The 25,978-nt window shown below is 29.2% G+C and carries 25 protein-coding genes; 5 read left to right on the forward strand and 20 right to left on the reverse strand.

What is annotated here, in order from left to right; genetic code table 11:
- The 11 genes from CF386_RS10985 to CF386_RS11035 form a co-directional block, all read right to left on the reverse strand.
- On the reverse strand, positions 1–483 hold the full coding sequence (locus tag CF386_RS10985; RefSeq protein WP_089074479.1) for a DUF2878 domain-containing protein: 483 nt from the start codon (positions 481–483) through the stop codon (positions 1–3).
- 11 nt (positions 484–494) lie between these two features.
- Entirely contained in the window at positions 495–1,727 is a 1,233-nt protein-coding gene (locus tag CF386_RS10990; RefSeq protein ID WP_089074480.1) for an SAM-dependent methyltransferase, read from the reverse strand.
- Between the two features lie 10 nt (positions 1,728–1,737).
- A complete protein-coding gene (locus tag CF386_RS10995; protein ID WP_158522396.1) occupies positions 1,738–2,472 on the reverse strand; it encodes a DUF1365 domain-containing protein in 735 nt (244 codons plus the stop codon).
- Complete coding sequence (locus CF386_RS11000; RefSeq protein WP_089074482.1) at positions 2,462–3,733, reverse strand: NAD(P)/FAD-dependent oxidoreductase; 1,272 nt, start codon at positions 3,731–3,733, stop codon at positions 2,462–2,464. Before CF386_RS11000 ends, CF386_RS10995 begins: the two co-directional genes overlap by 11 nt.
- An 8-nt stretch (positions 3,734–3,741) precedes the next feature.
- The gene (locus CF386_RS11005; protein ID WP_089074483.1) at positions 3,742–4,476 is read right to left on the reverse strand and encodes an SDR family NAD(P)-dependent oxidoreductase; all 735 of its coding nucleotides are present in this window, start codon (positions 4,474–4,476) and stop codon (positions 3,742–3,744) included.
- A gap of 16 nt (positions 4,477–4,492) precedes the next feature.
- Complete coding sequence (locus tag CF386_RS11010; protein ID WP_089074484.1) at positions 4,493–4,933, reverse strand: nuclear transport factor 2 family protein; 441 nt, start codon at positions 4,931–4,933, stop codon at positions 4,493–4,495.
- Positions 4,934–4,936: 3 nt separating this feature from the next.
- On the reverse strand, positions 4,937–6,370 hold the full coding sequence (locus CF386_RS11015; protein ID WP_089074485.1) for a cryptochrome/photolyase family protein: 1,434 nt from the start codon (positions 6,368–6,370) through the stop codon (positions 4,937–4,939).
- A complete protein-coding gene (locus tag CF386_RS11020; protein WP_089074486.1) occupies positions 6,367–7,155 on the reverse strand; it encodes a MerR family transcriptional regulator in 789 nt (262 codons plus the stop codon). The genes CF386_RS11015 and CF386_RS11020 overlap by 4 nt, the downstream gene beginning before the upstream one ends.
- Entirely contained in the window at positions 7,142–8,095 is a 954-nt protein-coding gene (locus tag CF386_RS11025) for a YbgA family protein (protein WP_089074487.1), read from the reverse strand. Before CF386_RS11025 ends, CF386_RS11020 begins: the two co-directional genes overlap by 14 nt.
- 178 nt (positions 8,096–8,273) lie before the next feature.
- Positions 8,274–8,495, reverse strand: coding sequence for a hypothetical protein (locus CF386_RS11030; RefSeq protein WP_089074488.1), 222 nt, complete (start codon positions 8,493–8,495; stop codon positions 8,274–8,276).
- 264 nt (positions 8,496–8,759) lie between these two features.
- Positions 8,760–9,665 carry a LysR family transcriptional regulator gene (locus CF386_RS11035; protein WP_089074489.1) on the reverse strand — a complete coding sequence of 302 codons (906 nt, stop codon included), beginning with the start codon at positions 9,663–9,665 and terminating at the stop codon, positions 8,760–8,762.
- 202 nt (positions 9,666–9,867) lie between these two features.
- On the opposite strand from CF386_RS11035, the gene CF386_RS11040 reads away from it, so the two are divergent.
- The gene (locus CF386_RS11040) at positions 9,868–11,034 is read left to right on the forward strand and encodes an MFS transporter (RefSeq protein WP_225971799.1); all 1,167 of its coding nucleotides are present in this window, start codon (positions 9,868–9,870) and stop codon (positions 11,032–11,034) included.
- 137 nt (positions 11,035–11,171) lie between these two features.
- On the opposite strand, the gene CF386_RS12885 is transcribed toward CF386_RS11040, so the two are convergent.
- On the reverse strand, positions 11,172–11,312 hold the full coding sequence (locus CF386_RS12885) for a hypothetical protein (RefSeq protein ID WP_158522398.1): 141 nt from the start codon (positions 11,310–11,312) through the stop codon (positions 11,172–11,174).
- Between the two features lie 272 nt (positions 11,313–11,584).
- On the opposite strand from CF386_RS12885, the gene CF386_RS11045 reads away from it, so the two are divergent.
- Complete coding sequence (locus CF386_RS11045) at positions 11,585–11,785, forward strand: hypothetical protein (RefSeq protein WP_089074491.1); 201 nt, start codon at positions 11,585–11,587, stop codon at positions 11,783–11,785.
- Here CF386_RS11045 and CF386_RS11050 read toward each other — a convergent pair.
- The 5 genes from CF386_RS11050 to CF386_RS11070 all read right to left on the reverse strand — a co-directional run bounded on the left by CF386_RS11050 (position 11,782) and on the right by CF386_RS11070 (position 19,717).
- Complete coding sequence (locus CF386_RS11050; RefSeq protein ID WP_089074492.1) at positions 11,782–13,371, reverse strand: FMN-binding glutamate synthase family protein; 1,590 nt, start codon at positions 13,369–13,371, stop codon at positions 11,782–11,784. The two genes, CF386_RS11045 and CF386_RS11050, sit on opposite strands and share 4 nt — an antisense overlap.
- A gap of 109 nt (positions 13,372–13,480) precedes the next feature.
- Positions 13,481–15,043 (reverse strand): SulP family inorganic anion transporter, encoded by a 1,563-nt coding sequence (locus CF386_RS11055; protein ID WP_225971767.1) that lies wholly within the window; start codon positions 15,041–15,043, stop codon positions 13,481–13,483.
- 137 nt (positions 15,044–15,180) lie between these two features.
- On the reverse strand, positions 15,181–16,836 hold the full coding sequence (locus CF386_RS11060; protein ID WP_089074493.1) for an APC family permease: 1,656 nt from the start codon (positions 16,834–16,836) through the stop codon (positions 15,181–15,183).
- A gap of 323 nt (positions 16,837–17,159) precedes the next feature.
- The gene (locus CF386_RS11065) at positions 17,160–17,921 is read right to left on the reverse strand and encodes a lytic transglycosylase domain-containing protein (protein ID WP_089074494.1); all 762 of its coding nucleotides are present in this window, start codon (positions 17,919–17,921) and stop codon (positions 17,160–17,162) included.
- Positions 17,922–18,151: 230 nt separating this feature from the next.
- Entirely contained in the window at positions 18,152–19,717 is a 1,566-nt protein-coding gene (locus tag CF386_RS11070) for a hypothetical protein (protein WP_089074495.1), read from the reverse strand.
- A gap of 195 nt (positions 19,718–19,912) precedes the next feature.
- On the opposite strand from CF386_RS11070, the gene smrA reads away from it, so the two are divergent.
- Positions 19,913–20,485 carry a DNA endonuclease SmrA gene (gene smrA, locus CF386_RS11075; RefSeq protein ID WP_089074496.1) on the forward strand — a complete coding sequence of 191 codons (573 nt, stop codon included), beginning with the start codon at positions 19,913–19,915 and terminating at the stop codon, positions 20,483–20,485.
- A 49-nt stretch (positions 20,486–20,534) separates the two neighbouring features.
- Here smrA and CF386_RS11080 read toward each other — a convergent pair whose 3' ends face one another.
- Positions 20,535–22,163 carry a phospholipase D-like domain-containing protein gene (locus CF386_RS11080; protein ID WP_089074497.1) on the reverse strand — a complete coding sequence of 543 codons (1,629 nt, stop codon included), beginning with the start codon at positions 22,161–22,163 and terminating at the stop codon, positions 20,535–20,537.
- A gap of 186 nt (positions 22,164–22,349) precedes the next feature.
- Between CF386_RS11080 and CF386_RS11085 the strand changes: the two genes are divergently transcribed.
- A complete protein-coding gene (locus tag CF386_RS11085; protein ID WP_089074498.1) occupies positions 22,350–23,057 on the forward strand; it encodes a DUF445 domain-containing protein in 708 nt (235 codons plus the stop codon).
- Here the strand turns inward: CF386_RS11085 and CF386_RS11090 are convergent.
- Positions 23,037–24,065 (reverse strand): LacI family DNA-binding transcriptional regulator, encoded by a 1,029-nt coding sequence (locus CF386_RS11090; protein ID WP_089074499.1) that lies wholly within the window; start codon positions 24,063–24,065, stop codon positions 23,037–23,039. The genes CF386_RS11085 and CF386_RS11090 overlap by 21 nt on opposite strands.
- 158 nt (positions 24,066–24,223) lie before the next feature.
- On the opposite strand from CF386_RS11090, the gene thiD reads away from it, so the two are divergent.
- The gene (thiD, locus tag CF386_RS11095) at positions 24,224–25,039 is read left to right on the forward strand and encodes a bifunctional hydroxymethylpyrimidine kinase/phosphomethylpyrimidine kinase (RefSeq protein WP_158522399.1); all 816 of its coding nucleotides are present in this window, start codon (positions 24,224–24,226) and stop codon (positions 25,037–25,039) included.
- A 384-nt stretch (positions 25,040–25,423) separates the two neighbouring features.
- On the opposite strand, the gene CF386_RS11100 is transcribed toward thiD, so the two are convergent.
- The gene (locus tag CF386_RS11100; RefSeq protein ID WP_089074501.1) at positions 25,424–25,972 is read right to left on the reverse strand and encodes a hypothetical protein; all 549 of its coding nucleotides are present in this window, start codon (positions 25,970–25,972) and stop codon (positions 25,424–25,426) included.
- Positions 25,973–25,978 lie beyond the last annotated feature (6 nt).

The following is a 25,978-nucleotide window of genomic DNA, read 5'->3' on the forward strand; positions in this document are numbered from 1 at the left end:
TCAAGCTTCCTTAATCTGCTTATTCATAACAATATTTGCATAAATTCCTGTTAAAATACTCCACAAAACAAATAAAACACAAAGGGTAATATAAAGATCTTTAGGAAAAATCACAGCCCCTATTTTCATACCCGCGAAATAGGATAAGGTTCCCCCTACACCACCTCCAATTATCATAAGTATATAAGGGATTTTTGCGACAAAAGGCTGAAAAAAGTATAAAAAAACGCCAAAACCCAACCATAACACCACAAGCCACAGTGGTATAATTAATTGATTAAATTCGAAAAATCCCAGATAAGTTAGAGTTGAATCAATGATGCAACCAAAGATAGCATAACTCAATGAATACAGAACACATTTATTATTACAAATCCATATTACACACAGCATCAAAATAGGTATATAAATATAATTATTTTTACCAAAAACACACAAAATCCAAAAAAGATAAAATAATATATTATAAATTATCAAATTCATGAAAGTTCCCTTTAAATGTTTTTCTCTAGGAGAATTTGAGCTACGCTAATAGACTTTTCTTCAAAACCTCCCTGACAATAACTAAAATAAAACTGGAATGTTTTGATGAACTTTTCATCATATCCCTGCATAAGTATAGCATCTTTGTTTTGATTAAATTTTTCATGCCATATCTCTAGTGTTTTAGCATAGTCTTGTCCCAAATCCATATAATTTTTTAAAACAAGATTAGAGTGATTGGTCGATTCTTTTAAAAAGGCACTTATGGATGGCAAATATCCTCCAGGAAATATATATTTTTGAATAAAATCAACTTGGTTAGAGTATGCTTTATGTCTTTGATCTTTCATAAGAATCGATTGAATTAAAATTAATCCATTATTATCTAACAATTCATTACATTTATTAAAAAACTTGGGGATATATTTTTTTCCAACAGCTTCGATCATTTCAACTGAAACAATCTTGTCAAAAGTTCCTTCTAGTTCTCTGTAATCTTTTAAAAGTAAATTAATCTTATTTTGAAGGCCTAATTTTTGAATTAAACTTTGTGTGTAATTATATTGCTCTTTCGATATAGTTGTTGTTGTAACTTGGCAGCCATATTCGGATGCCAGATAAATACTTAATCCTCCCCAACCAGTTCCAATTTCTAATACATGATCGCAAGACGAAACATTTAAAGTTTTGGCGATAAGATCAAGTTTATTTACTTGTGCTTCATTCAGACTAATCTTAAAATCTGAGCCAAAATAGCCGCTTGAATATTGCATTCTTTCATCTAAAAAAAGCTTATATAAATCGTTTCCAATATCATAATGACGAGAAATATTTTTTTTGGCTTGTACAACTGAATTTTTATTAAAATAATGTTCTAATTTTGACTTTATCTTAAAAATAAAATTTAATTTACTATCTATAAGATCAATAACATCTTCATTTTTGATCATTACTTTTATAAAATTAGTTAAATTTTTGGTATTCCAATGACCATTAATAAAGGATTCACCAGCACCAATTGAACCATGAAGGATAACTTGTCTGTAACATAATGGATTAAATACTTCAATTTCAACAACATTCTTTGATTCAGGATCTCCAAAAACATAAAAATCTTGGTTACTTTCATTTAATTTAATAAAGCAGTTTTTCATATTTTTTAAATAATTAAAAACTAAATGTCGATAAAACTTGTTTTTTTTATTCAGCTTGTCAAACTGTTTTTCAATCTCAACTTGATACATTATTATCTCCTTAATTTATATCAGGATGTGAATAAAATTTATTTCCCTTCAACCAAACTTTAAATGCTTCCCAATAAATATTGATTAAAATTCTGAATGTCATAGATGGTGTTTTCAATACACATTTTCGCATCAATTTTTTTGAAAAAGGAAAACCTTTTAAGATTAATGTTGCATCAAACACCTTATTTTCATGACATACGTCCATGTGTACTTTTAAATATTTAGAGGGATTATTAATTTTCCAATGATAGATCTGGTCCATTGGATTAAAGGGGGATACATGAAATGACTTTTCATGGCTCCATTTATATAACTTTTGTTCTTCTAAAATAACTTTTGAATAATAAAACCTTTCATTCCAAGGCGTATTAGAGACTTCTACTAAGACTCCTTGAAGTATATTTTTCTGATAAATATAATAAATATTGATCGGGCTAAAAAAAATTTCACAATATCTAAATTGGCACAGCATAAAAACTTGAGCATCTAAATAATTAGTTTTTTCTAAATCATTAAATTTATCTAAAACAGATTTTTTTATATTTTGGCTATTTTGCAAATAATCTTTCTTTTGAAATTTAATCGGAGTGTAAAAATATTTGCCAAAAATTTTGAGTAAACTTTGAATTTCCTCAAATTCATCAAGATTTATATAAGGCATAAATATTGGATAATTAAAAAAATGCTTTTTGGGTGAAAATCTTCTGTGTCTTACATTCCCAATATAGATCTTACTTTCCATATTTTGTACCATTCAATAAACTTACAATATCTAATGCACTTCTAATACCATCCTCATGAAAACCGTTATACCAATATGCACCACAAAAATAACAGTTGTTTTTTCCATTAATTTTAGAACGTAAGCCTTGAGCTTTAACAGTACTCTCATTAAAAATTGGATGTGAGTATACAAAAGAATTTATTATTTTCGACTTATCGATTGATTTCGTATCATTTAAAGTCACACAAAAGGTCATTTTATCTTCAAGTCTCTGAAGAATGTTCATATTATATGTTACTGAAGGTAATTGATCTGTTAAATGATCTTTATTAAACCTATAATTCCAGGAAGCCCATGCCTGTTTGGTTTTTGGTAGCATATTAATATCATAATGAAGAACAACTTCATTCTCTTTATATTTGATTTGTCCTAATATGTTTTTTTCTTCAGGAGTAGGGTTTTTAATTAATTTTAAGGTTTCGTCACTATGCGAGGCAAAAATGACTTTATCATAATTTAAAATCTCATTACTAATCTCGACAGCACAATGATTTGAAAAGCGCTCAACAGCTATGACAGGCTCATTTAATCTAACTTCAAAATTACAATTTTCAAATATTTTTTCAATGTAATATTTTGAACCATTTGGAATAACCTTCCATTGTGGGCGGTTATTAATATCTAATAGTCCATGATTATTAAAAAATTTTACAAAAAATTTCACTGGAAAATTCTTTATATCATCCAATGATGATGACCATATTGCCGAACCCATCGGTAACAAATAATTTTGACAAAAATATTCACTAAACTTATATTTTTTTAGTAGCTCTGAAAGCAAATAATCATCTGAAAAATTTTCTAACATCTCATTATTCACATATTTTTTAGCGATTTTATTAAATCTTATAATTTCATATAAAAACTTGTAGAACTTCAAATTAAAAAAATTTTTCTTTTGAGCGAATAAACTTAAAAATGAATGGCCATTATACTCTAAATCATATCTAGGATTTGAAACACTAAAACTCATTTCTGTGTCTAATCCTTCAATATTTAAATCTTTCAAGAAATTATTAAAATTTGGATAGGTTCTGTCATTAAAAACAATAAATCCTGTATCAATTCTGTAGGATTTGTTATCTTTAGTAAATTCATGAGTTGCAGTATGTCCTCCAATATAATTATTCTTTTCAAATAAAGTCACTGAATGTTCTTTACTTAAATAATACGCAGATGCTAATCCTGATATTCCACTTCCAATTATGGCTATTTTCATATTAATCCCTAATTTTTTGATAATTTTTTTGTAAACTTAATCTGTAAATCTATTGGTAACATACGGATTAACTTTAAAATAAACATAAACTTCCAAGGAAAAGAAATTTCTTGAGGTGAACTTTTTAATTTTCTTATAATAAATTTAGATGCATCATCAACATCAACTAAAAAAGGCATATTGAAATCATTTTTATCAGTTAATTCTGTTTTTACAAAACCTGGGTTAATAACTGTTAATTTTGAATTTAATTTTTCAGTAGAAAGTGAGTTAATAAAATAAGTCAACGCAGCTTTTGAAGAACCATATGCTTCTGAACGAGGGAAAGGAATGAATGTGGCACTTGAACTTACAACTGCAATGTGTGTATTGAGAAGTGGATCTTTCTTTTGAAAAAACTCTATAATCCAAACTGGTGCAAAGAAATTAACTTTGTGCACTCGCTCAATTAAATCACTATCAATTTGTCCATCGTTTATATATTCACAAACTCCAGCATTCAAAATAATAAGATCTGGTATAAACTCAAGAGTTGAAAGTTTATCATGTATTTCTTCCTTATTAGAAATATTAAAAGAAAGTATAGTGGCTTTAGGGTCAAGCTTTTGGAGTTGCTGTAATTTTTCTTCATTCCTCCCACAGGCAATGACATGATAGCCTTCGTCAATATAATCCTGTGCTAATTGAAAGCCAATTCCTGAAGTTGCTCCAGTGATCATCACCGTTTTTCTTTTTGCTTCCATTACTTACTCCCTAAACTCATTTGTTGAGTGATTTTTTAATTTTTCGGATAAACCATGAAAGAATCGGTATCCCCTCATAAATCATACTTCCCAAATCAATGTAATCTCTGTGATAATAAATTTTATCATCACTCATTTTTAGTATGCTGGCTCCCTCAACGGTTCGAGAGTCTCCCTTAAATAATTTGGGGTGCTTAAAAGACATATCCCACTCAATAATGCTGATATCATGTTTGATAATAATATTTTTAAAACTAAAATGACATTCATGGATATTGGAATACATATTTAAGAAATAATTTTTTAGATTATCAATTCCTTTTATTTCATGGGCTGGATCTACGAAAATAATATTATCTGAGTAAATTGAAGATAACTCATCGATGTTTTTAACAGTTAATTGGTTGTAGAAAGTTTCTAAATTATCAATAATATTTTTTACTTTTTGCTCTTCCATAAATTAAATTCCATTTTCATATTTTTCTTTTGCAAACTTAAAAGTCTCGATAGCTTGTTTTCGAGAAGATGACAAGCTTACCATGGGTTCATAGTAAATATTTTCAGAGTTTAGTTGGATATAATCCCATGGTTCATGAATATATTTTCTAGGAATATTTTTTAGTTCAGGAACATATTTTTTGATGTATTCTCCATTAGGATCAAAGTTCTTACTTTGAGTAATAGGATTAAACACTCTAAAGTAAGGCTGCGAATCCGTTCCTGTAGAAGCTGACCATTGCCATCCACCATTATTTGAAGCAAATGTTCCATCCACTAAATGCTGCATGAACCAATCTTGTCCTTTTTTCCAATGAATTAATAAGTTTTTGGTAAGAAAACTTGCAACAATCATTCTAACTCTATTATGCATCCAACCTTCTTCAATTAATTGTCTCATTCCAGCATCTACAATTGGAAAACCAGTCATCCCTTTTTTCCATTTATTAAAATCATCTTCAGATTCATTCCATGGAATAAATTTAGTATATTGAAGAAAGGGTTTATTTTGTCCTAAATCTGGAAATGCTTGTAGTAAATGGATATAAAATTCTCTCCAGATAATTTCATTTACCCAACTATTATCGAGAGCTATTTTTGAGTCTATGCAGATTTTTATTAAAGTCTGAGGAGAGACAATGCCTACGGCAAGATATGGGGACATCTTACTTGTTCCATTTATAGCTGGAATATCTCGTGTAAACTCGTAGTCGGCTAAATGGTTAAGGACAAAAGAATTGAATATCTCTAAGATTTCTTTCTCTTTATAAAAATATTTGTTTTCATATTCAACATCTCTAAAGAAATTATTATATGCATTCTGTGCGCTTTCAAAAATAATTTTATCGGTAAGGGTATTATAATGATTAGTTTCTATATTAAATTTACTTCTATCTAGTTGGTGAATCCATTTTTTTTTAAATGGAGTAAAAACCTTGTACATTTTTTTCTCACCATTTAATACAGTTCCAGGCTCTAATAAAGTTTGATTATGCATTTGTATATATTCAAAATTATTCCGAGATAAAAGAAAATGAACAGCGTGATCTCTTTCAGACTCATCATATTCATACTCATAGTTGCTCAAAAGTTTCTGAATAGAAAATTGATTCATAAACTGAATCAGAAAGTCAGGTATTTCGGAAAAGCTATTAATTTCAAAAATAAAAAATGGAATATTTTTTTCTTTAAATAAAAGATATAAATATTTGAGTCTATCAAATATCAGAGCGCGTTGAATATTCGACTTTTTGTGTAATTTCCATTCATGAATGGCATGAAAATAGATAACAATAGTTTCTTCCGATGATTCATAGTCTCTAGAAAATAAAATATTATCCATCATCCTTAAATCACTTCTTAACCAAATTAATCTTCTATTATTTTTACTCATCATTCATTTCCCCCCATCATCATGTCTTCTTTTTTTAATAAGATTCCGGGGTTATCTAAATTACTGATGAAGTTTTTTTGTTTTTGATTAAGCGTAACGTTATGAGAGCAATATACTTTGGTAATTTTATTTGCATTTAAGTACGCCTTTAACGTTAAGTTATTGGCATTCGCACATACCAAAAAATCAATGTAGTAACCTTGATTGGCTAAAGTAAGAGCATCATGATAAATGTGTAGGTAATCATAATTAAAACTAATAATTAAAACACTTTCTGTATTTTGTTTATTTAAACTGGAAATAATAGATTTAAAAATATCAACAGAAATATTTACAAATAAATCATATAAGAATTCTTGATTAGGTATAATGCCAGATTTTAATTTATGTTGTATTTTTTTAAAAATTTGATTATAAAATATATGATAAGGATAGTTTTTCAGCACCTCATTTAAATAGGACTGAATCTTTCTTCTATTCATACTCAATAATAAGTCAATTATCGTAGATACCTCGGTGAAGTCTTCATTTGAGTTACTCACATCATGGTTCAAAGTCTCATCAGATAATAAAAGAGGCTTTACCTTTCTGATGGGTACACCTTTATCTAACCAGTTCAAGATTTGATGAATTATATTTATGTCTGATTGATCATAAACTCTATGACCCTTGGGATTTCTTTTGGGATTAATTAATCCATATCTTCTTTGCCAAGCTCGCAGTGTTACAGAGTTCACATTTGTAATTTTTGATACTTCCGTAATAGTATAAAATTTATTGCATTCCATATCTGATATTCAACTCTTCTGGGTATGGCGATAAAAAAGACTGACATTCAATAAACTTGTCATAATATTTATTTTGATAATGTTTTAATAAAGTCATCGGTGATTCAATAGGTAAGATTGAATTCCTATATTTTAAAATAATTTCGGAAAGTTCCTTTTTTTCATTTTTATCTAAAATTTGTTTATAGTGTCCTTGAATATGCATTAGTACATTAGTATTAGTTTTTCTATTGGCATGTTTTCTAAGAGTATCCATAAATTTTTGTCTATAAATATGGTAAAATTCTTCATTGTTATATTCGCAAATATGGGCAACTAAATGGCCTAATTCTTTGTAACCCTCTTGGCAGTGAGAGAGCAGCAAATATTTATATCGCGTATGAAAATTGATGTAATCTTTTCTTTTAGACTGAAGATTTATATTTTTATAGTAATCATTTAACGCAAATACCCTAACAATAAAGTTTCGGCGTAATACCAAATCACACAATCGACCATCTTCTTCAACTGGTAACCAGGGCATTTTTTGAATTAACTTACCTGTGAAAAGACCCGGTGTTCCTCCTGGAATAGTATTTCCATTTTCTCTGTAAAGCTTTACTCTTTCCATACCACATGTAGGTGATTTTGCGCAGACAATATATCCACACATTTGATTCTGTTCATTAAGTTGATTTATTTTTTTTTCAGAGAAATCATTCATTTGATCAGTAAAATCTTTCTCATGTGTTTTAGTATCTACTAAGAGGTTTGTTTGATTTTTAAATAATAGACGAACTGTGGGTCTTGGAACACCCATATTAATTGCTACTTCAGGGCAAATAGGCTGGAAAGAAAAATAAGGAGTTAAAACTCTATCAACAAATCTACTTAATTTATGTCCGCCATCAAATCGAACTTTTTGACCAAGAACACATGAGCTTATACCAACTTTAATCATCTTTTCCTCACAAAAGGTGTACAAAAAAATACCTTACTAAATAATTGTACAACCTAAATACTCGCTTGTACAATTATTTTTTTGTATAACTTGATTTGTTCTTGGAGTTGAGAAGCTGCTCTCGCTCTGTTATCCTGCTATGAAAATTAAAATTTAATTATATATGTTCTTAATTTTTCTAAGTTTCAAAATCAATTCGAATTCCATTCACTGAAAAAATTCTTGTATGATTTCTACCCACTTTTTCATCTAAGACATTTTTATTTACATTTTTTTCTAACTTCAAAATAGTTTCATGAACAAGTTTCTTTTGGCTCTGTAAGCTATGTTCTAATTCATTAATATGTTGATTTAACTGCTCCAAAATACTTAATTGCAAATAATCACCTTTGTTATGCATAATATTACTCCCAAAATATAAATACTAAAAATGAATTAATAAAAACCGTTTTCTTTTTGAGCAATAATATTACAAATAAATTAACTTTCAAAACATGACGCTGTTCAAAAATTAAGCATATTAGTTAATATGATGAATAACCAACCTTTATAAAATCAATCAAATTGCTACATGATTTCATAAAAACAAATATTTTAATATAAGATAAAATTAATTTTTATCATTTAGTTTTGCCTAACAATTTTCAAATTAGTACTATCAGAACTAGTAAATATTTTGATAAAGTCTTATTTTTTCTTTCATAAAGTTTAGAAAAGCTTTGTGGGTTGGGAGATGTGAATTACCCTTATCATAAAAAAAATACTGATCCATTGTTCCAAAATCAAACGAAGGCAGTAATCTGATTAAACTGCCATCATTAAGATATTTATAAACTTTATTATCTGGTAAGATACTTACACCAATATTTTTTAAAATCAAACTAATTATTGCATTTTGCGTGTTTAATAATAAATTTGATTGCCGTAATTCAAGCTTTAATCCAGTTAAAGAATCAAAGGATTCTGGGGTGGGTGTCAAATAATGATAGAGAAAACGAAATTTTTTTATATCTTTTAGCGATTTTGGTCTTCCAATAAATTTTTCATGTTCTGGTGTACAGACAAGCAAAAGCTTTGAACTTAAAATTTTTTGAGCAATTAAATTTGGTGATAATCCTTTAAGATCAATTCTAAAGCCTATTAAAAAATCAATCTTATTAGCTATAAAATTAGGTACTTCTTCTCTAATTTCAATTTTAAGATTAATTTCAGGATACATTGTAATAAATTCATTTAAATATTTGAAAAGTAATTGGTGACATATTATTTCAGATACAACGATTTTAAGTTCTCCTTTTGGATTTTCATTAACATTCAAATATAATTTTTCTGTATTTTTTAGTAATTCTTGTACCTTTTTTGTATGTTCGTAAAACGCAACCCCCCTCTCCGTTAAGTGAACAATGCGTGTTGTCCTATTAAATAACTTATAGCCAAGCTTATTTTCTAACTTTTTTATTTGTGCACTTACAGCTGGTGGTGAAATTTCGTAATATTCAGCTGTTTTAACAAAACTACTTAATTCCACTATTTTATTAAAAGTTAACATATATTTTATCAACGAAACCATATCTTAAACTCCTCTGTAACTTATAAATTTATAAAATCGGTAAAATCAAAATTTGAAAACACTTACAGCTAAACCAACATTATTAACCTTATAGTTAATAATATCTTAAATATAAGCTTATTGATATGTGTGTTTTTTAAAAATAGTATGGATATTATTTAAAAAAATATAGGTATCGAATATGAGATTTAACAATCAAGTAATGTTTAATTTTACACTCATAATAATCTATGGATTTGGTAATTTTATGAATATAATTTTATCAACTTCAATAAAAGATATAGCAAATGAGTTTATGGTATCTAATGAAATATCATCATACATAATGCCTATATTTTTAGCTGGTTATGCATGTGGTGCAATTTTATTTGGTATCATGTCACATAAATTGGGCAGAAAAAATACTATGTTAATAGGGTGTTTAACCTCACTTCTTGGAATTGGCATAGAGTTAACAGGTATATATTCTCAATCCATTATCCCTTTATTTTTAGGACGATTTATAAATGGACTTGGTTCATCAGCAGGTGTTTGTATTGCGCTAATACTAATTGCAGATACATTTAACCATAAACAGGGCTCTAAAATGTTATCTCTCATTTTTTTAGTCTATAGTTTTGTTCCTCCTTTACTTATAAGCTTAAGCGGCTTTGTGATAAATCAATTAAATTGGCATTACATTTTATATAGCAGTTTTGTTTTTAATATCTTTGTAATGATTTTAGTCTTTATAAGCCTTAACGAAGATCTCAATAATAATTACAATAAACAAACATCTAAAAATATTTTTATAGAGTCATCCATAATTATGGGTAACAAATATTTTTTACTTTATCTAGTTTTATGTATTACATCTTCTTCAGTGCTATTTATCTACAATGCTTTCAGTCCTTTCATTGCTAAAAATCAATATCATATTTCTTATGAGACTTGCGGGATAATTTCAATTATTCCTTGTTTTGGCTTGTTAGTTGGGTCTTATTTATCAAAAAAGCTCATAAACTATATTAAGGAGGAGATAATAATTAGTATAGGTTTAATTTTATTTTTGATTTCATCACTGACATTATTTGCCATTAACATCGCAAAATCATCTAACTTTTATTATTTCATTATTACCCAACTATTGTCTTTTTTGGGGTTGTCTATCATTATGCCCATTTCCAACATTCTTGCTATTAAAGCAACTCAAAATACATCATTAGCAACAGGGCTTTTGAACTTCTTAAACTTTTTAGCATGTGCTTTAATTTTAGGTTTAGTTAATAATTTCCTAGATATTAGATTTGACTTAGCAGTATCGCTTATGATGATAACTATAATGGGAGGCGTTGCAATGGTTTTATTATTTAAGAAAAATTATTCATAATTAGATAAAAAAAAAGAAGTAATTTGTTTGAACAAAAATACTTCTTTTTTAAGTTATTTTAAAATTTTGTGACATTAACCTCGGGGGGTCTTCATCATCACTTAAAATAATATCTGTAATCATTTTATAACTTTCGTTTACTTAGCAAAAAATCTTAAAGCTGCAGTCGAGACTTGCGCTTTATGAATTGCACTATCATCATAAAGGTAGTCGTTTTTACACGGCTTTTTTGACATTGGAAGTGCCTTGATGCTAAAAAATTTGAAGTTAAAGCTCATAATTACTCTCCTTGTTATTGACTTTAAATAGAACAATAAAAAAAAATTTATACCATTAAATATTCTTTTTATTATGCGGACGAATTAAAAATTCTAAATTATTAGAGCATAAAACACACAAAAATGCAAGCAATGTAATATAAATGTAATAAAACTGTGATAATGATTTATTGAAAACAAAATATTTTATTACAATCGATAACAATGAACTGTTGATTTTTGATTTAAAAAAAAGTAAATTATCGTTCTTTTATATTTAGAAAAATTCTCTTATGAACAGGATTATTAAATTTATTCCAATCATTTTATTAGTTTTTATTTTTGCCTTAATTCATTTAAATAAAAACAATATAAATAAAACAGAAACTAAATTTAAAAATGATGACAATGTAGTAAGATTGAATGTTTTAGAAAGCCTCAATGCTGCCAAAGAAGCTTTGCTTAATCATAATAGCGATAAGTCCAAAATTTAATTTTCCACCACAGCTTTTTCCCAAGCATCTTTATAAGCTTCAGGAACAGTTTCCTCACTAAGCAACGAATCCTTCAAAATAGTTGGATAAATTTCTTCATAAGACTTAACACAACCTATAGACGTACGTCTAAAGATAAGATCTGGTGTAATCTCACTTGGGTATTTAAAGCCCATTGCACCAATAATTTCACGGAAACTATGAAGAGTTGCATCATGAAAGTTATTAATACGAACTTTCTTATCTTCAATATCTAAATTTTTGTATAACTTAGGGTTTTGAGTTGCTACTCCAACAGGACAGGTGTTATTATTACATTGACGCGACTGGATACATCCTAAGGCCATCATCATAGCTCTCGCAGAATTACAAATATCAGCGCCCAAAGCTATTTTCTGAACCATATCAAAACCAGTGGCAACTTTACCACTTGCAATCAGTTTTATCTTATCTCTTAAACCAAAACCAATCAAAATGTTATTTACAAAATGTAAAGCTTCATTCAATGGCGCACCTACGGAATCAGCATATTCCATCGGAGCAGCTCCTGTACCGCCTTCTGAACCATCAACGGTAATAAAGTCTGGATAGATTTTATATTTAACCATTGCTTTACAGATGCTAATAAACTCATCATGGCGTCCAATGCATAATTTAAAACCAATAGGTTTTCCATCCGATAACTCACGAAGCTTTTGAATAAAAAAGCATAAACCTTTAGGGCCTTCGAAAGCACTATGAGAAGGTGGAGATAAAACATCTTTACCAAAATTACAACCTCTAATTTCGGCAATTTCTGCAGTAATTTTTGCTGCTGGTAAAACGCCGCCATGTGCTGGTTTTGCGCCCTGAGATAATTTAATTTCTATCATTTTGATAAAATTAGGTTGAACTCTTTCTTTGAACTTTTGCTCATCAAATTCACCAGTATCTTTATTTCTAACACAAAAATACCCTGTTCCTATTTGAAAAACAACATCGCCACCATTATCATGATAAGGAGTAAGACCTCCTTCACCCGTATTTTGGTAGAATTTACCGAGCGCAGCTCCTTTATTTGCCGCAATTAGAGCATTTTTGGAAAGAGCCCCATAGCTCATTGCTGAGATATTAAGCCTTGAAGCAGAGTAAGGGTGTTTACAATCCGGACCTCCAATAAACACTCTATTTTCAACATCTAGAGGATCTTTGGGTGTTAGTGAATGGGCAATCCATTCATAACCGACTGCGTATACATCTTTATCAGTTCCAAATGCCGTAGTGTCATTTATGCCTTTGGAACGTCTATAAATAACAGTTCTTGTGTCTCGATCAAATGGCTTTTCACTTTTATCATCAGCAATAAAATATTGTTGTATTTCTGGTCTAAAAAACTCAAAAATATATCTTATATGCCCCAAAATTGGAAAGTTTCTTAATAGCGTATGTTTTGTTTGTATCAAATCATATGCTGCAACAACAGCAAGAGAAACTAAAAATATAATTATCCAAAAATGACTTGCATGAATCGATATCATAAAGCCAACTAAAGCTAAAATAACAATGGCAAAACCAAGATACCATTTTCTTCTTTCTGATAACTCCATAATATGTCTCTAAATCTACTTGTATTCTTAAAAAAGCCATGATACACGATAAATGTATCATTTCAATCAGTCAAAAAGTAATTTATGTTTTCATGTTTATATTTAAAAATTAATCTAATAAATCTGAAGCCACTTTGTATGAAGGATCTTCAATTAAATTTATTTCACATGCTACATTAGACTGCTTTAATAATTTTATGCATTCAGGGCTAAGATGTCTAAGTTTTACAATTTTATTATTTTCTTTGTAAATATTATTTAATTTGGAAATTGTGTCTAATCCAGATTGATCAAGTATTCTCGAGTTTTTAAAATCTAATATTATATGCTTAGGATCTTTTTTTATTTTAAAAATTTTTAGGAAATTATTAGTAGACCCAAAAAACAATGGACCATATATAAAATAAACTTTTTCCTTTCTCTTTCTATTAATTTGACTAGTCGCGTGAATTTTTTTTGATTGAATCCAGCTGAACCTCAACGCATATAGAACAATCCCATAAATAACTGCAATTGTGACATCATAAACTAAAGTTAAAATAGTAACTGATATTAAAATCAAAACCTCTCCTTTTGATACTTTTTTTATTGATTCACTAATGGTCCATTTGATTGTGTTAATAACTAATATAATTACCACTGCTAGAAGTGCTGCAACTGGAATAGACTCAATAAAATTTGAGGCTAATGGAGTAAAAATTAAAAGCGCTAAAGCTGCAGTTAGACTTGATAACCTTCCTCTTCCTCCATATTTAATATTATGAATTGACTGACCTATCATTGCACAACCTCCCATACCACCTAAAACAGAACAAGACATGTTGCCAATACCTTGAGCAATACATTCCTTATTACTCTTCCCTCTTGTTTGGGTTAATTCATCTAATATGCTCAGAGTAACCAGTGACTCAATAAGCCCTACTGTTGCTATGATTAATGCGTAAGGGAAAATAATTTCTAATGTTTGCCATGTTAGTGGTAATGATGGTAAATAAACAGTTGAGAAGTGCTGATGAATAAAATTATCGTTTCCTTCGATATGAATAGCAAAATCCAGTGCATCCTTAGTTGGTATATTAAAAAAATATAAACAATATGTTACCAGTATTATAGCTACCAAAGCTGAAGGAATCGCCTTCGTAACATAAGGAAATAATTTAATAATGAGAAGAGTTGCAATTGTAATGAAAATAATTTTTATTATTTCAAAAGAAGATAGCCAACCTTCATTACCATTAAAATCTATGGTTCTAAATTGATCTAATTGAGCAAAAATGATCAGAATAATTAACCCATTAATAAATCCAAAAATAACTGGGTAAGGTACAATTCGTATGAATTTACCAAATTTCAGAATTCCAAATAAAATTTGAAATATTCCCGCAAGAAATAAAGCACCAAATAAATAATCAACCCCATGATCTGCAACCAAATCTATAATGACCACAGCAACTGCACCAGATGCACCAGAAATTAAGCCTGGTCTACCACCAAAAACAGCGCTAGAAATCCCCATTATAACAGCACCATAGAGACCCAAAGTAGGAGATACACCCGCAACAACAGCAAATGCAATTACCTCAGGAATTAACCCTAAAGCAATTGTAAATCCAGCAAGAATTTCTTTAACATATAATTGAGCTTTATTTCGAAAAATACTTATTGAATTCAAAATCTAAAAAACCATAGAACATATCAATTTTATTTTTAAATTATAGCTTCTATTTGAAATATACCTCTTTTGTCAATAAAAAAAAGGGAGTTTTAACCTATCTATGGTTAAAACTTCCTTTTAGCAAAAGTATAACCCTAATTATTCAGAGCTTTTAAATCTGATTCTTCATGTGATTTTTTGTTGATTATTAAGTCTTGATCAAAATCTTTCTCTAATTGAGGTGTTACCCAAGCAGATGAAATTCCCCAATAAAAGAAACAGAGACTAACTATTCCAACAACAACCATATCCTCACCAAAATTTAAATAACCCAACCCATTAAACTCTTTACTCCCAATAAAAGATAAGAAAGCCATCGTGATAAAATATCCAAAAATCCACAGTGACGAAACAATGTGTTCTTTAATATCAGCCCAACCATTCTTATTTTGATAAATTGCAAAAATCACAAATCCAAAAAGTAACACAAAAATACACTTTCCTGTCAAAGGCCATGTAGCCCAATATAAAATTTCAGAACAAACAATAAAGCCTAAGGGAGCTATAATATTTAAACGCTTAATACGATTTGTTCTTTTAGCTTCAGGCATTAATTTTCTCATAGACATGGCGGCAACGGGTCCTACTAAATATGTCACCACTGACAATACTGATATTACACCAGCCAGCTGTCCCCAGCTACGAAATAGATATAAGAAAACAAAAGCTATAAAGATATTAACCCATAAAGCAGCCCTAGGAACTTTTAAGGTTGGATGTAACTTACTCAAGAATTTTGGTAAATGTTTATTTTCACTCATGGCAAATAACATTCTTGTTGTTGCACCTAAATAAGTAATCCCTGTCCCTGATGGAGAGACAAAAGCATCAACATAGAGCATCAAAACAACTAGGTTTAAATTTAATGCTATTGCTATTTGTGCAAAAGGAGAATCAAAGTTTAAACTCCATCCAGATTTATCAAGTACGCTTGGTTCAACGCTTCCTAGAAAGCTAACCTGTAAACCGACATACAATATTATCGCAATAAAAATAGTAAGCAAGACAGCTAAAGCAAGGTGTTTTTTTGGGTTTTTGGCTTCACCCGAGAAATGAAGAGGGATTTGAAAACCATTATAAGAAAAAATAATACCTGCGGTTGATATTGCAGTCAAAACTCCGGCCCACCCATATGGAATGAAAGAGTGATTAACATGATTAAAATTAGAAGAATGAAAACCAGCCAAAACAATTGAGAGTACACAGAAAAAAGGAACAAAAATTTTAAACCAAGTGATTGCAGACTGACACTTTGAAAAGAAACTTACACTCCAATAATTTAATAAAAAGTAAACAATCATTAAAATACCGGCAATTCCCAACCCTACTGATGATAAAGAATCATTTTCTAAATTAAATATATTTTCTGTAATTGGCTTTGCCCATTCCCACTGCCAAGACGCCATATATTGAACTGATGCCTCTGCCTCAATTGGAATAACAGTTATTATCGAAAGCCATGTTGACCATGCAATTAAATAACCAACAACTTTACCATGAGTGTAATCTAGATACCTTACCGGACCTCCGGATTTTGGGATCATAGAAGACATCTCTATGAAAGAAAGAGCTACTATTAAAACCGCGACTCCTCCTAAAATCCAAGAAAAAATTGAGGCTGGTCCAGCTAATTTTGCTGCATGGTATGCTCCAAATAACCAGCCAGAACCAATAACAGAGCCTATTCCTGTCATTGTTAAACCGACTAAACCAATACTCCTTTTAGGAGCGTTATCACTTTCATGTTTCATATTTTAACTCCATGTTGCATTTGTATAATGTGTTTTTATTTTTATTTTTATTTTTATTTTTATTTTTATTTTTATTTTTATTTTTATTTTTATTTTTATCACAAACACTATTACACACTTAAGCTCTAAAAAAAAGTGTAATTTCAGAATTAAATTCTTTTATTATTTGTTTTTTATCAATAAAACAATCATTTGTTCTGTTATGATGCAATTATTTTATATATGCACTCAAAACGTGCTTATGTGTAACAACATAGAAAAATCAGTTTATGTTTATTTATAAATGAAGGGGAAAAATATCTTTTTTAGAAAATTAATGAAAATTATGGTGTCAGAGTTGCAGCAATTGGCCTAACTTTAGTATCAATAATTTTTTTATTTGATAAATCAACCATCATAGATGGCTGCGTCGATAAATCAACAAAAATGGGATTCTTGTTTTCTCTTGTTAAAGGCTGTAATAATATATTTTTTACTACTTTACTAGCTTTATTGACTTTATAAATAGCTGTTAATGCTCGGTAACGATAGACATAATCTCTTGTTTCTTTCGGTAAATGTAAATCTTCAATCGTTTGATGATTGGAGTACTTTTTTAATGCATTTAATACTCTACCTTCTCCAGCATTATAAGCAGCTAAAGTTAAATACTCATCTTTATTAAATAATTTATATAAAAAATCCAAATAATCAATCGCAGCATCAGTACTTTTGCGTGGGTTAAAACGCTCATCATTTACCCCGTAAGAGATTAACCCAAATCTTTTAGCCGTTTTAGGCATTAGTTGCCACAATCCAGCTGCTTTAGCATGTGATACGGCTTTTTTATTAAAAGATGATTCAATATAAGGAACAAATATAAAAGTTGATGGTAATTTTCGCTCAATTAATTTATCTCTTATATGTTTTACTAAGCTATAGTTTTTAGAAAAAGTAGCCGAAATAAGCGCATCTTGTTTCTTGTAGGATTTAATTTGAGCTTCAAGTTTTTTATTTTGTAAAAATGGTACGCTAAATACATTTGAATGAAAGGCTATAAACAAAATTATAAATAAAAATCTAATATAAGTGCAATTTAATACCATTATTTATGTGCAAACCTTTTTTAACATGATTAAAAAATGAACATGTTAACATTCATTTAATAATTAGTCACTTTTTTCTATACATTATAATTAACATTATCTATAACTAATAAATTTTTAATTTATTTTATGATTCTGTTCTCACAGGTAAAAAAAGAGCTACAAAGTAGCTCTCTCACATAAATGGTTAAAATATGAATTATCAAATTTATGTTTAACTAATTATCTTATTAGCTTGGTAATTGCATATTAGCTTGATAAGAGCAAGCTTCTGCTTGTTCTGCTTCGCTTTTACTCATTCCTTTTCCTGAGCCATGACACAATAACTTCCAATGTATTAAAGACTTATCATTCTTTTGAAGAGTTAGGCTTTTATTTGTTCTAGTAAGCCCAGAACCAGGAATAGTGTTTTGACATGATTTCGCATCAGAGTCACATCTAAACATTGCATTATCGCCATTAATAGCTTTCATCACAATAGTACCGCGATGATATTTTTCCACTTCATTTGGCCAAGTTTTTGCTTGTGCATCCCATTCTGGTCTTATTGGCGTTAAAGAGTTTGGGGAAGTTTGTTTTAAAAAATTCTTTATATAAATTGAGTACTCTTTATTTTTACTAGCAGGTAATATTGGCATTAAATGTTCAAAATTTCCATTTTTCCATTGCTGATACGTTTTTGGTAAAGATTCATTTACACGATATACTTCAAGCTTTTTAACCTGATTGGAATATACAGTGCTATCATTTAAATAGCTGTTTGTGTAAGTATTACCTGGCATCTTACTGTGTTGTTTCCAATGGATCACAAAAACATAAACCATTCCATAATCATTATTAGCCCAAGCCCTACTTTGTTGTGAGGTATTGTAATTATCAGAAACTAGTTTCATCAAATTTTCTTTAGATACTTGACCGTCCACTGCTTTTTCAGGCATTAAGCGCTCAATCAAGCCCTGTGCTAAGTTGGATGCTTGATCATGCTCCCATGAAATATAGGTGACAGAATTTCTATAGTTTTTACTTTCTACATCTATAACATTTGGATGATCTGGGTGTTCGTAATTGTATGATTGACCATGAGATTTAATTACTCTTTTATCCCAGTTATTTAAAACTTCTGTTGTAATATCGGTTGGCCATTTATTAACTGCATTTGCTTGACGCTTAAACTTGTAAGGCTTACAAGCAGGAGTCCCTTGAGTTATATGATCGGTATTTTTTGCATCAGGATTATAACAACCTAGATAATCACTACCTATACCAACATAACTATTAATTGCAGTCCAACCAATATAAAAACTTCCATTTATTGATTTATCAATTGAGTTAGCAAATGGTGCTACTGTTGTAAAAGGTCTTGTATAAAAGTTTGAAGACCAATATGAGTCAGTGCTCGTCGCCATGATATAATTAGGATTACCAACAACTTTTCTTAGTGCTTTACCAGTGTCATGGTAATCTTGTTGGATTTGACCATAATCAGATTGTTGTTTAGCATCTAAAATTACTTTAGGGAATTGATAATGTTGTAACTGTGCTCCAAGCACTTTACTAAAATAAGCAGGCAACAAAAGAGAACGCTCTGTTCCTTCATTACTCAAGTTATTTCCTGAAAAAGGATATTTGCCCTGAGCCTTTTCTCCATGACGAAATAAAACAATTACTTGGGTATGACTTTCAAGATTTTGTGCATTTGATGGGTTTGCATTATTAATGTTTTGTGCTGATGTTTGATAAGAACAACTCGCTATAAAAGCACTTAAAACAACAGATGATATTAGATTTTTTTTCATTTTAGATCCTAATTTTATTTTCCAATGAAAAGATAAATCTTTAATATTTCATTTCTTTGAAGAATATATGACTTTTACATGAACAAAATATGAAAAAAGATGAAATATCATCCTAAAATACATAATGATTCAATTTGAAGATTAATTTAAGTTTAGTTATCATAAAGGTGTAAGAAATACTTTGGAGTTTGGACAATGAATAAAGATAGTGAACAAGAGTTTCAAGATTTTTTTAAATCTGTAAAACCATTAAAAAATGACAAAGTATATCCAACTAAAAAATATGAAACAACAGAAAATCATAGGGCAAAGCAGCGTTCTGCTGTATCTTTTACAACTAACCCCAAAGATAGTCTATCTCTAGATTACGCACCCTTTGTTGAGCCGGATGAGATTATTAGCTACAAAAAGTCAGGTGTGCAAGAAGGAGTGATGAAAAATTTAAGACTCGGTAAATATAGAGTTGAAGCGAGTTTAGACCTTCATAAAAAAACACTTGAACAAGCTCGTAATGAAATTCTTTTATTTATAAAAAAATGCATGAAACTAAATATTAGAACTGTTTTAATTATTCATGGAAAAGGCTCTAAAAGTAATCCTCCCGCCTTATTAAAAAGCTTTGTCGCATCATGGTGTAAACAGATTAAACCAGTTTTGTGCTATCACTCTTCAATTATGAGGCACGGTGGCTCTGGCTCAACGTATCTTTTATTGACAAAAAACGAGGAATCAAAGCTTGCAAATAAAGAAAAACATAAAAGAAATTAAGTTCAAATAATATATTTTTATTTCAACAAAATTTCTTTTATTTGCACGTTTATGCTTTTTGTTTAATATCTTTTATTTTACTTTGAAGCTCTCTTACACTGTGCTTTGAAATTAAAAAAGTATACTTTTGATTATTCCAAACTTTGTTGAATGAATTTTGAATGAAATGGGAAACTCTTGAATTATTCATTAATAAAATACCTAAATCTCTATTTTTTTCAAAATAAGTTTCTGTTACATTTGAATTTGAAATCCAAACATTATCTCCCACAGACATGTATTTTGCATGGTCGTACTGAGCATAATCTATTCTTTTTTCAATTTGATTTGGATAATAATCGGTAAAACCAATTTCTAATTTACCACTCTTTTTCATTGAGTTATATTTTTGCTCTAACTTATAAAGATCGTAAAAATTAGCATAAAGTTGAGCTTTTTGCTCTTGTGACAAAGGTAGTGGTGCATTTAAAATTGCGTCATCAACATAAGCAAAATCTTTTCCAGAAAAAAGTATTTTTATGTGCTTACCCTCATTAAGTGCCGTTTTAATTGCAAAATAAAAACTGTCCCAAGTAGTTTTACCTTGATTAAAGTAAAAATCTGTTGTTCCAAAGTTCTCAGTTTGAATATAAACGTTTTTTCCTGTTTTAGGATTTGTAATCAAATTTAAAAACTGCCTTTCTTCATTACTTTGATCAAAACGGTTAAACTTTGTATCCTGAGTAGAAACATTTTTATCAAATGTGCCCCTAATGACACCATTTCCTGGAGAAATTAATATTTGACTAGCATTTTGTTTATTATTTAAAATTAAATTTTTTTGATAAGGTTTTAAAGTCAAGTTTCCTGCAAAATCATTCATTAAAATTGACTGTAAATCTTTTGCATCTTGAAGATATTGGTTATTTTTGCTGTTTTGTCCGATATAAATTAAACCAACGTCATGGCTGTGTTCTATTGCCCCAGCATCAAAATTATTCGAGCCTATAAAAAATGAGACTCCATCAACCGAAATTGCTTTGGTATGAACTATACCGGCGTTCGATGTATCAAATTTCTTATCATCATCAATATTTTCATTTCTGTTATAAGGATATTTAACCACCTTACCAATCTGAGATAATTGCTCGAAATTTTGCTTCCCACTTTTATCTTTTAAATTAATAATACCATATCTAGGATTATATCGAATTTGCGTTGCTGTCTTTATTTTTATGTTTTTTTCACATCCTGAATGCTGAGCCATATCCATCAGAAAGTTTAAAGTTTTCAAATTTGAGCCTTCATTACTATCATCAATCCCTGACTGTCTACTTAACAAAATATTAATTTTGACACCACGAGTCGCTGCAAGGACTAAAGGCATAATAATATTATCAACATATCTCTGACTCTGTTCATAATGATCATCCTCACTATTGTGAGAAGTTTTGTGAGCTATAAACATATTTAAATAAAATGCTTGAATGTAAATATCTTTATGTGCACTATCAATTAGCTCTTTAAATCCTTTGTAGGGGTCAATTGCTGAATGACTGGACTGCAAAGAATCATGGACTATTGGAGGAAAACTCTCTAATATATTGAGTTTATTGTATTGGACTTGGTTATTTGAATCACTGGCGTAAGCACTTGTAACACAAAGTGATACTATTAACCCGGCTATAAGTTTTTTCATTCGATTTCCTTTAATTATAAATTATTGTTTTTTTTTGTTTTTTTCAGATAATTCTAAAAAAAATATATGACAAAACTATGTCATTTATATGACAGTTAAATGGTTTAACTAAACATTTTTACAAAACCAATAATTCGCTAAACAATTTTTTAAGATAAAAGGAAAGCTAGATAAGGTAAAACATCAATGATTAACAAAACATTATTAACTAATTTTTTTTCAATTGTTCTCTTTTTATTAGGATACTTATTAAATTTAAAGGCAGTTATGTATTGCGGTCTATTCGCTTTTTCTGGTGCCATAACCAACTGGTTAGCAATATATATGTTATTCGAAAAAGTGCCTTTTTTATACGGCTCTGGCATCATTCCCCTAAGATTTGATGAGTTCAAAAAAAGCATAAAAAACTTAATGTTAGAAGAGTTTTTTACCAAAGAAAATATTGAAAAATTTATTGCTGCTGAAATGACAAGTCAACCACCATTAAATTTAAAACCTATTATTGAAAAAACCAACATTGAACCTGCATTTAATGCTTTAGTTGACGTTGTAATGAACTCAAGTTTCGGTGGGATGCTGGCAATGTTTGGTGGTGAGGAAAGCCTTGCTCAATTAAAAGATCCATTTCAAATTAAAATGAAAGAGAGCTTGATTAAAATTACGGAAACAAAAGAGTTTAAACAATCTATTTCAGATGAACTCTCATCACCAGAAGCTTTTCATGATATCATTGATAAAATTGAAGGTATTATTGATGCAAGGTTAGATGAGTTAACCCCATCTCTTGTGAAGAATATAATTCAAAAAATGATTAAAAAGCATTTAGGATGGTTAGTTCTTTGGGGTGGTGTTTTCGGGGGCATAATAGGTTTTCTATCTGCCTTTCTGGTCTAAAAGACTAACTGAATTTCTTTTTATAAGATCAGGTTTTAATTGAAAAACTTGTGTTTCTAACTTAGGATCTTTGATTCTCTGCATCAATAAATCAACAGACTGAATACCCAGTTCGTACTTAGGTTGATGTATAGTTGTTAAAGCAGGATTCAAAAATTCTGAGTATTCGATATTATCATATCCAATTATTGAAATATCATCCGGTATAGTGAATCCATTAGAGTAAGCCTTATTCATAAAACCCATAGCCATTAAATCATTAAATATAAATAAAGCTGTAGGACGTTTATTTCGAGGTAATCTCATATATTTTTCAAAACAATCCTGACCACTTCGACAATCAAAGTTACCCTCAAATATATAATTCTTATTAACCATTAAACCAGCTTTTTCAAGTGCTTTTTGATAACCTTTAAAACGGTCCCTATTTACTTTACTACTCATATTACCTGAAATACATCCAATTTGTTTGTGACCACAAGCAATCAAATAATCTGTTGCTTTATAAGCACCATAAACAGAATTACTTAAGATTTGATCTACTAAATGATTTTTTACTGAAATATCTATATCCATAAAAACCATTGGTGTTTTAGAGTATTGTTCCAGACAACTTAACGGATAGCTATTGATTTCGCTTCCAAATAATAGTAAACCGTCTACTTTTTTTTGCATTAAAGTATTCAAGTTAAACTCAAATCTTTTGTGCTCACTTTCAAAATTACTTATTATTATGCTGTACCCATTTTCATATGCCCTTTTATCAACAGCAGATAAAAGTTCGGCAAAGTAAGGGTTTGTATTTCTATCAAATATGACTCCAATAGTTTTCGTTTCATTTTTTTTTAAACTACGAGCGATTGCTGATGGAGAATAATTTAATTCTATGGCAATTTTTTTAACCTTATTGCTTAGTGACTCACTGACAAACCTTGTCTTGTTGAGTACATGACTTACTGTTGAAATTGAAACTCCAGCCTTTTTAGCAATATCTTTTATTGTAGCCATTAATTTTATGTCTCGATTAAATTTTTTTAAGTTACAAAAAAAAATTGAATATGTATAAAAAAACGTTTTTATTTGTGAGCTTTGTCATATAAATGTGTTTTTTTAAATTATAATATAAGTTAAGATAATCTAAACGTATTAAAGATTTAATATTTATTTTGTCCAAACCTATTATCTTAACCATAGCTGGATTTGATCCATCAGGCGGAGCTGGTCTTCAAGCTGATATTAAAACTATAAGTGCCCTTGGTTCTTATGCTTGTTCTATTGCAACATCATTGACAGTTCAGAATACTTTAAAAGTGTATAGTTCTCACCCAATATCTACTTCAATTATTGAAGATCAGTTTGATAAACTTATGATGGATATGCCTATAAGATATTTAAAAATAGGCATGCTTGCTCATAAAAACATTGTTGTTCTTTTAAATAAGCTGATTAACAAATACAAAGATCATTTTGAGTTCATTATTTTAGATCCAATAATCAAATCTTCGAGCGGTCATTTTCTTTTAGATAAGGAAGGCTTAAAAGTTCTTTTTAAAGATATTTTCCCACAAACTAACCTGATTACTCCAAACTATATCGAAGCTTGCGAAATATTCCAATTAAGCCCTGAAGATTCTCTTGCGCACAATATATGTTGTATTCAAGAAAGCATAAAAGATTTAGGAGTCCCCTTTTGTTTACTCAAAGGAGGCCATTTACCAGGAACAAGTAATCAATGTATAGATTATCTAATATCCTCAAAAACAGTTCAATCTTTTATGGGTAAAAAAATAAGCTCTAAAAACACTCATGGTACAGGGTGTACACTTTCTTCCGCAATAGTAACGAATATATCTCAAGAAAACTGTTTGACTCAATCAATAATTAAAGCGAAAGAATATTTAATCGAAAGCATGTTGCAATCCAAAAACTCAATATTTGGTTCAGGTCATGGTTCTCTTGAACATTTCCATCATTTAACTTAATTTTACCCAAAATACTGTCTGTTTAAAATAACAAGTTCACATAGGTATATTTTATTCCTTTCTAATTATTCTACATACATATCTTAATAGTGATTTCATTAAACATTAACTTATCAAAAAAAGCCTCATATAAATCTTGCTGTTATTTATTACAACTTTAATAATCGGGCATGATATTGGAAATGATAGTATTAAATTAAAAGAAAGTGAGTTTTAGTTTGTAATTTTCCAAAAGTTGGGTTGTAAGAATCATTTTTTTCGTGAAAACACCATTATAGAAGCGGAATTCATATTGAATTAAAAACTCATGAAATGGATTTTGCTTTCAATGTTTTCTTTAAAATAAGCCAACTACACATAGATAACTTTCCTCTTGTAATCAATTTAAACATAAGAAACACTTAAATCATTAAAAAAATTATGTTTAAATTCTTTAAATCTGATTTGCATAAGTTGGATATCTTTTTTAATCTCTATAGGTGTCGAATTAGTCTTAATCAAACCACTTAATTCAGAATGCATTAACTCACCAATCTCTGCTAATTTAATATCAAATTTACGAGCAGCAAAAATAATTACCTCATCAACTAAAACTTCTAAGTTTTCTATCTGAGAATGCATATGACTTTTATTTTTTAACAAAACCTTTAATGTAGAGATGTTGCTGTGCAATACTTCAAGTCTACCCATGGTTAAAGCTGCGTCATCAGTAAAGTTTTTATTAGATTTAATGAAAATATTGTTAAAATTATTGTCTATACACAAGAAATGATCTATCTCATTGATAATTGGGGATATTAGATTTATTAATCTAGTTCGACGTAGTTCAGATAAGATGTTATACAAAAGCTTCATCAAACAAACAACCAGTACAGTCCCAAATATAGCTACAATCAAGAGAATAATCTCTATACTTAAACTCAATAAATTCATGTGAAA

It is taken from the genome of Paraphotobacterium marinum (genome assembly GCF_002216855.1).
In the GTDB taxonomy this organism is placed as follows: Bacteria; Pseudomonadota; Gammaproteobacteria; order Enterobacterales; family Vibrionaceae; genus Paraphotobacterium; species Paraphotobacterium marinum.

Excerpts from the sequence above, each read along its gene's own strand:
- CF386_RS11020 (WP_089074486.1), bottom strand. The coding sequence starts at position 7,155 with ATGGAATGCAATAAATTTTATACTATTACGGAAGTATCAAAAATTACA.
- CF386_RS11040 (WP_225971799.1), top strand. The coding sequence starts at position 9,868 with ATGTTTAATTTTACACTCATAATAATCTATGGATTTGGTAATTTTATG.
- CF386_RS11090 (WP_089074499.1), bottom strand. The coding sequence starts at position 24,065 with ATGGCTACAATAAAAGATATTGCTAAAAAGGCTGGAGTTTCAATTTCA.
- CF386_RS11100 (WP_089074501.1), bottom strand. The coding sequence starts at position 25,972 with ATGAATTTATTGAGTTTAAGTATAGAGATTATTCTCTTGATTGTAGCT.
- CF386_RS11070 (WP_089074495.1), bottom strand. The coding sequence starts at position 19,717 with ATGAAAAAAAATCTAATATCATCTGTTGTTTTAAGTGCTTTTATAGCG.
- CF386_RS11035 (WP_089074489.1), bottom strand. The coding sequence starts at position 9,665 with ATGGTTTCGTTGATAAAATATATGTTAACTTTTAATAAAATAGTGGAA.
- CF386_RS11015 (WP_089074485.1), bottom strand. The coding sequence starts at position 6,370 with ATGATGAGTAAAAATAATAGAAGATTAATTTGGTTAAGAAGTGATTTA.
- CF386_RS11025 (WP_089074487.1), bottom strand. The coding sequence starts at position 8,095 with ATGATTAAAGTTGGTATAAGCTCATGTGTTCTTGGTCAAAAAGTTCGA.
- CF386_RS10985 (WP_089074479.1), bottom strand. The coding sequence starts at position 483 with ATGAATTTGATAATTTATAATATATTATTTTATCTTTTTTGGATTTTG.
- CF386_RS11050 (WP_089074492.1), bottom strand. The coding sequence starts at position 13,371 with ATGGAGTTATCAGAAAGAAGAAAATGGTATCTTGGTTTTGCCATTGTT.
- CF386_RS11030 (WP_089074488.1), bottom strand. The coding sequence starts at position 8,495 with ATGCATAACAAAGGTGATTATTTGCAATTAAGTATTTTGGAGCAGTTA.
- CF386_RS11085 (WP_089074498.1), top strand. The coding sequence starts at position 22,350 with ATGATTAACAAAACATTATTAACTAATTTTTTTTCAATTGTTCTCTTT.
- CF386_RS11045 (WP_089074491.1), top strand. The coding sequence starts at position 11,585 with ATGAACAGGATTATTAAATTTATTCCAATCATTTTATTAGTTTTTATT.
- CF386_RS11005 (WP_089074483.1), bottom strand. The coding sequence starts at position 4,476 with ATGGAAGCAAAAAGAAAAACGGTGATGATCACTGGAGCAACTTCAGGA.
- CF386_RS11065 (WP_089074494.1), bottom strand. The coding sequence starts at position 17,921 with ATGGTATTAAATTGCACTTATATTAGATTTTTATTTATAATTTTGTTT.
- CF386_RS12885 (WP_158522398.1), bottom strand. The coding sequence starts at position 11,312 with ATGAGCTTTAACTTCAAATTTTTTAGCATCAAGGCACTTCCAATGTCA.
- CF386_RS10990 (WP_089074480.1), bottom strand. The coding sequence starts at position 1,727 with ATGTATCAAGTTGAGATTGAAAAACAGTTTGACAAGCTGAATAAAAAA.
- CF386_RS11080 (WP_089074497.1), bottom strand. The coding sequence starts at position 22,163 with ATGAAAAAACTTATAGCCGGGTTAATAGTATCACTTTGTGTTACAAGT.
- smrA (WP_089074496.1), top strand. The coding sequence starts at position 19,913 with ATGAATAAAGATAGTGAACAAGAGTTTCAAGATTTTTTTAAATCTGTA.
- CF386_RS11060 (WP_089074493.1), bottom strand. The coding sequence starts at position 16,836 with ATGAAACATGAAAGTGATAACGCTCCTAAAAGGAGTATTGGTTTAGTC.
- CF386_RS11010 (WP_089074484.1), bottom strand. The coding sequence starts at position 4,933 with ATGGAAGAGCAAAAAGTAAAAAATATTATTGATAATTTAGAAACTTTC.
- CF386_RS10995 (WP_158522396.1), bottom strand. The coding sequence starts at position 2,472 with ATGGAAAGTAAGATCTATATTGGGAATGTAAGACACAGAAGATTTTCA.
- CF386_RS11000 (WP_089074482.1), bottom strand. The coding sequence starts at position 3,733 with ATGAAAATAGCCATAATTGGAAGTGGAATATCAGGATTAGCATCTGCG.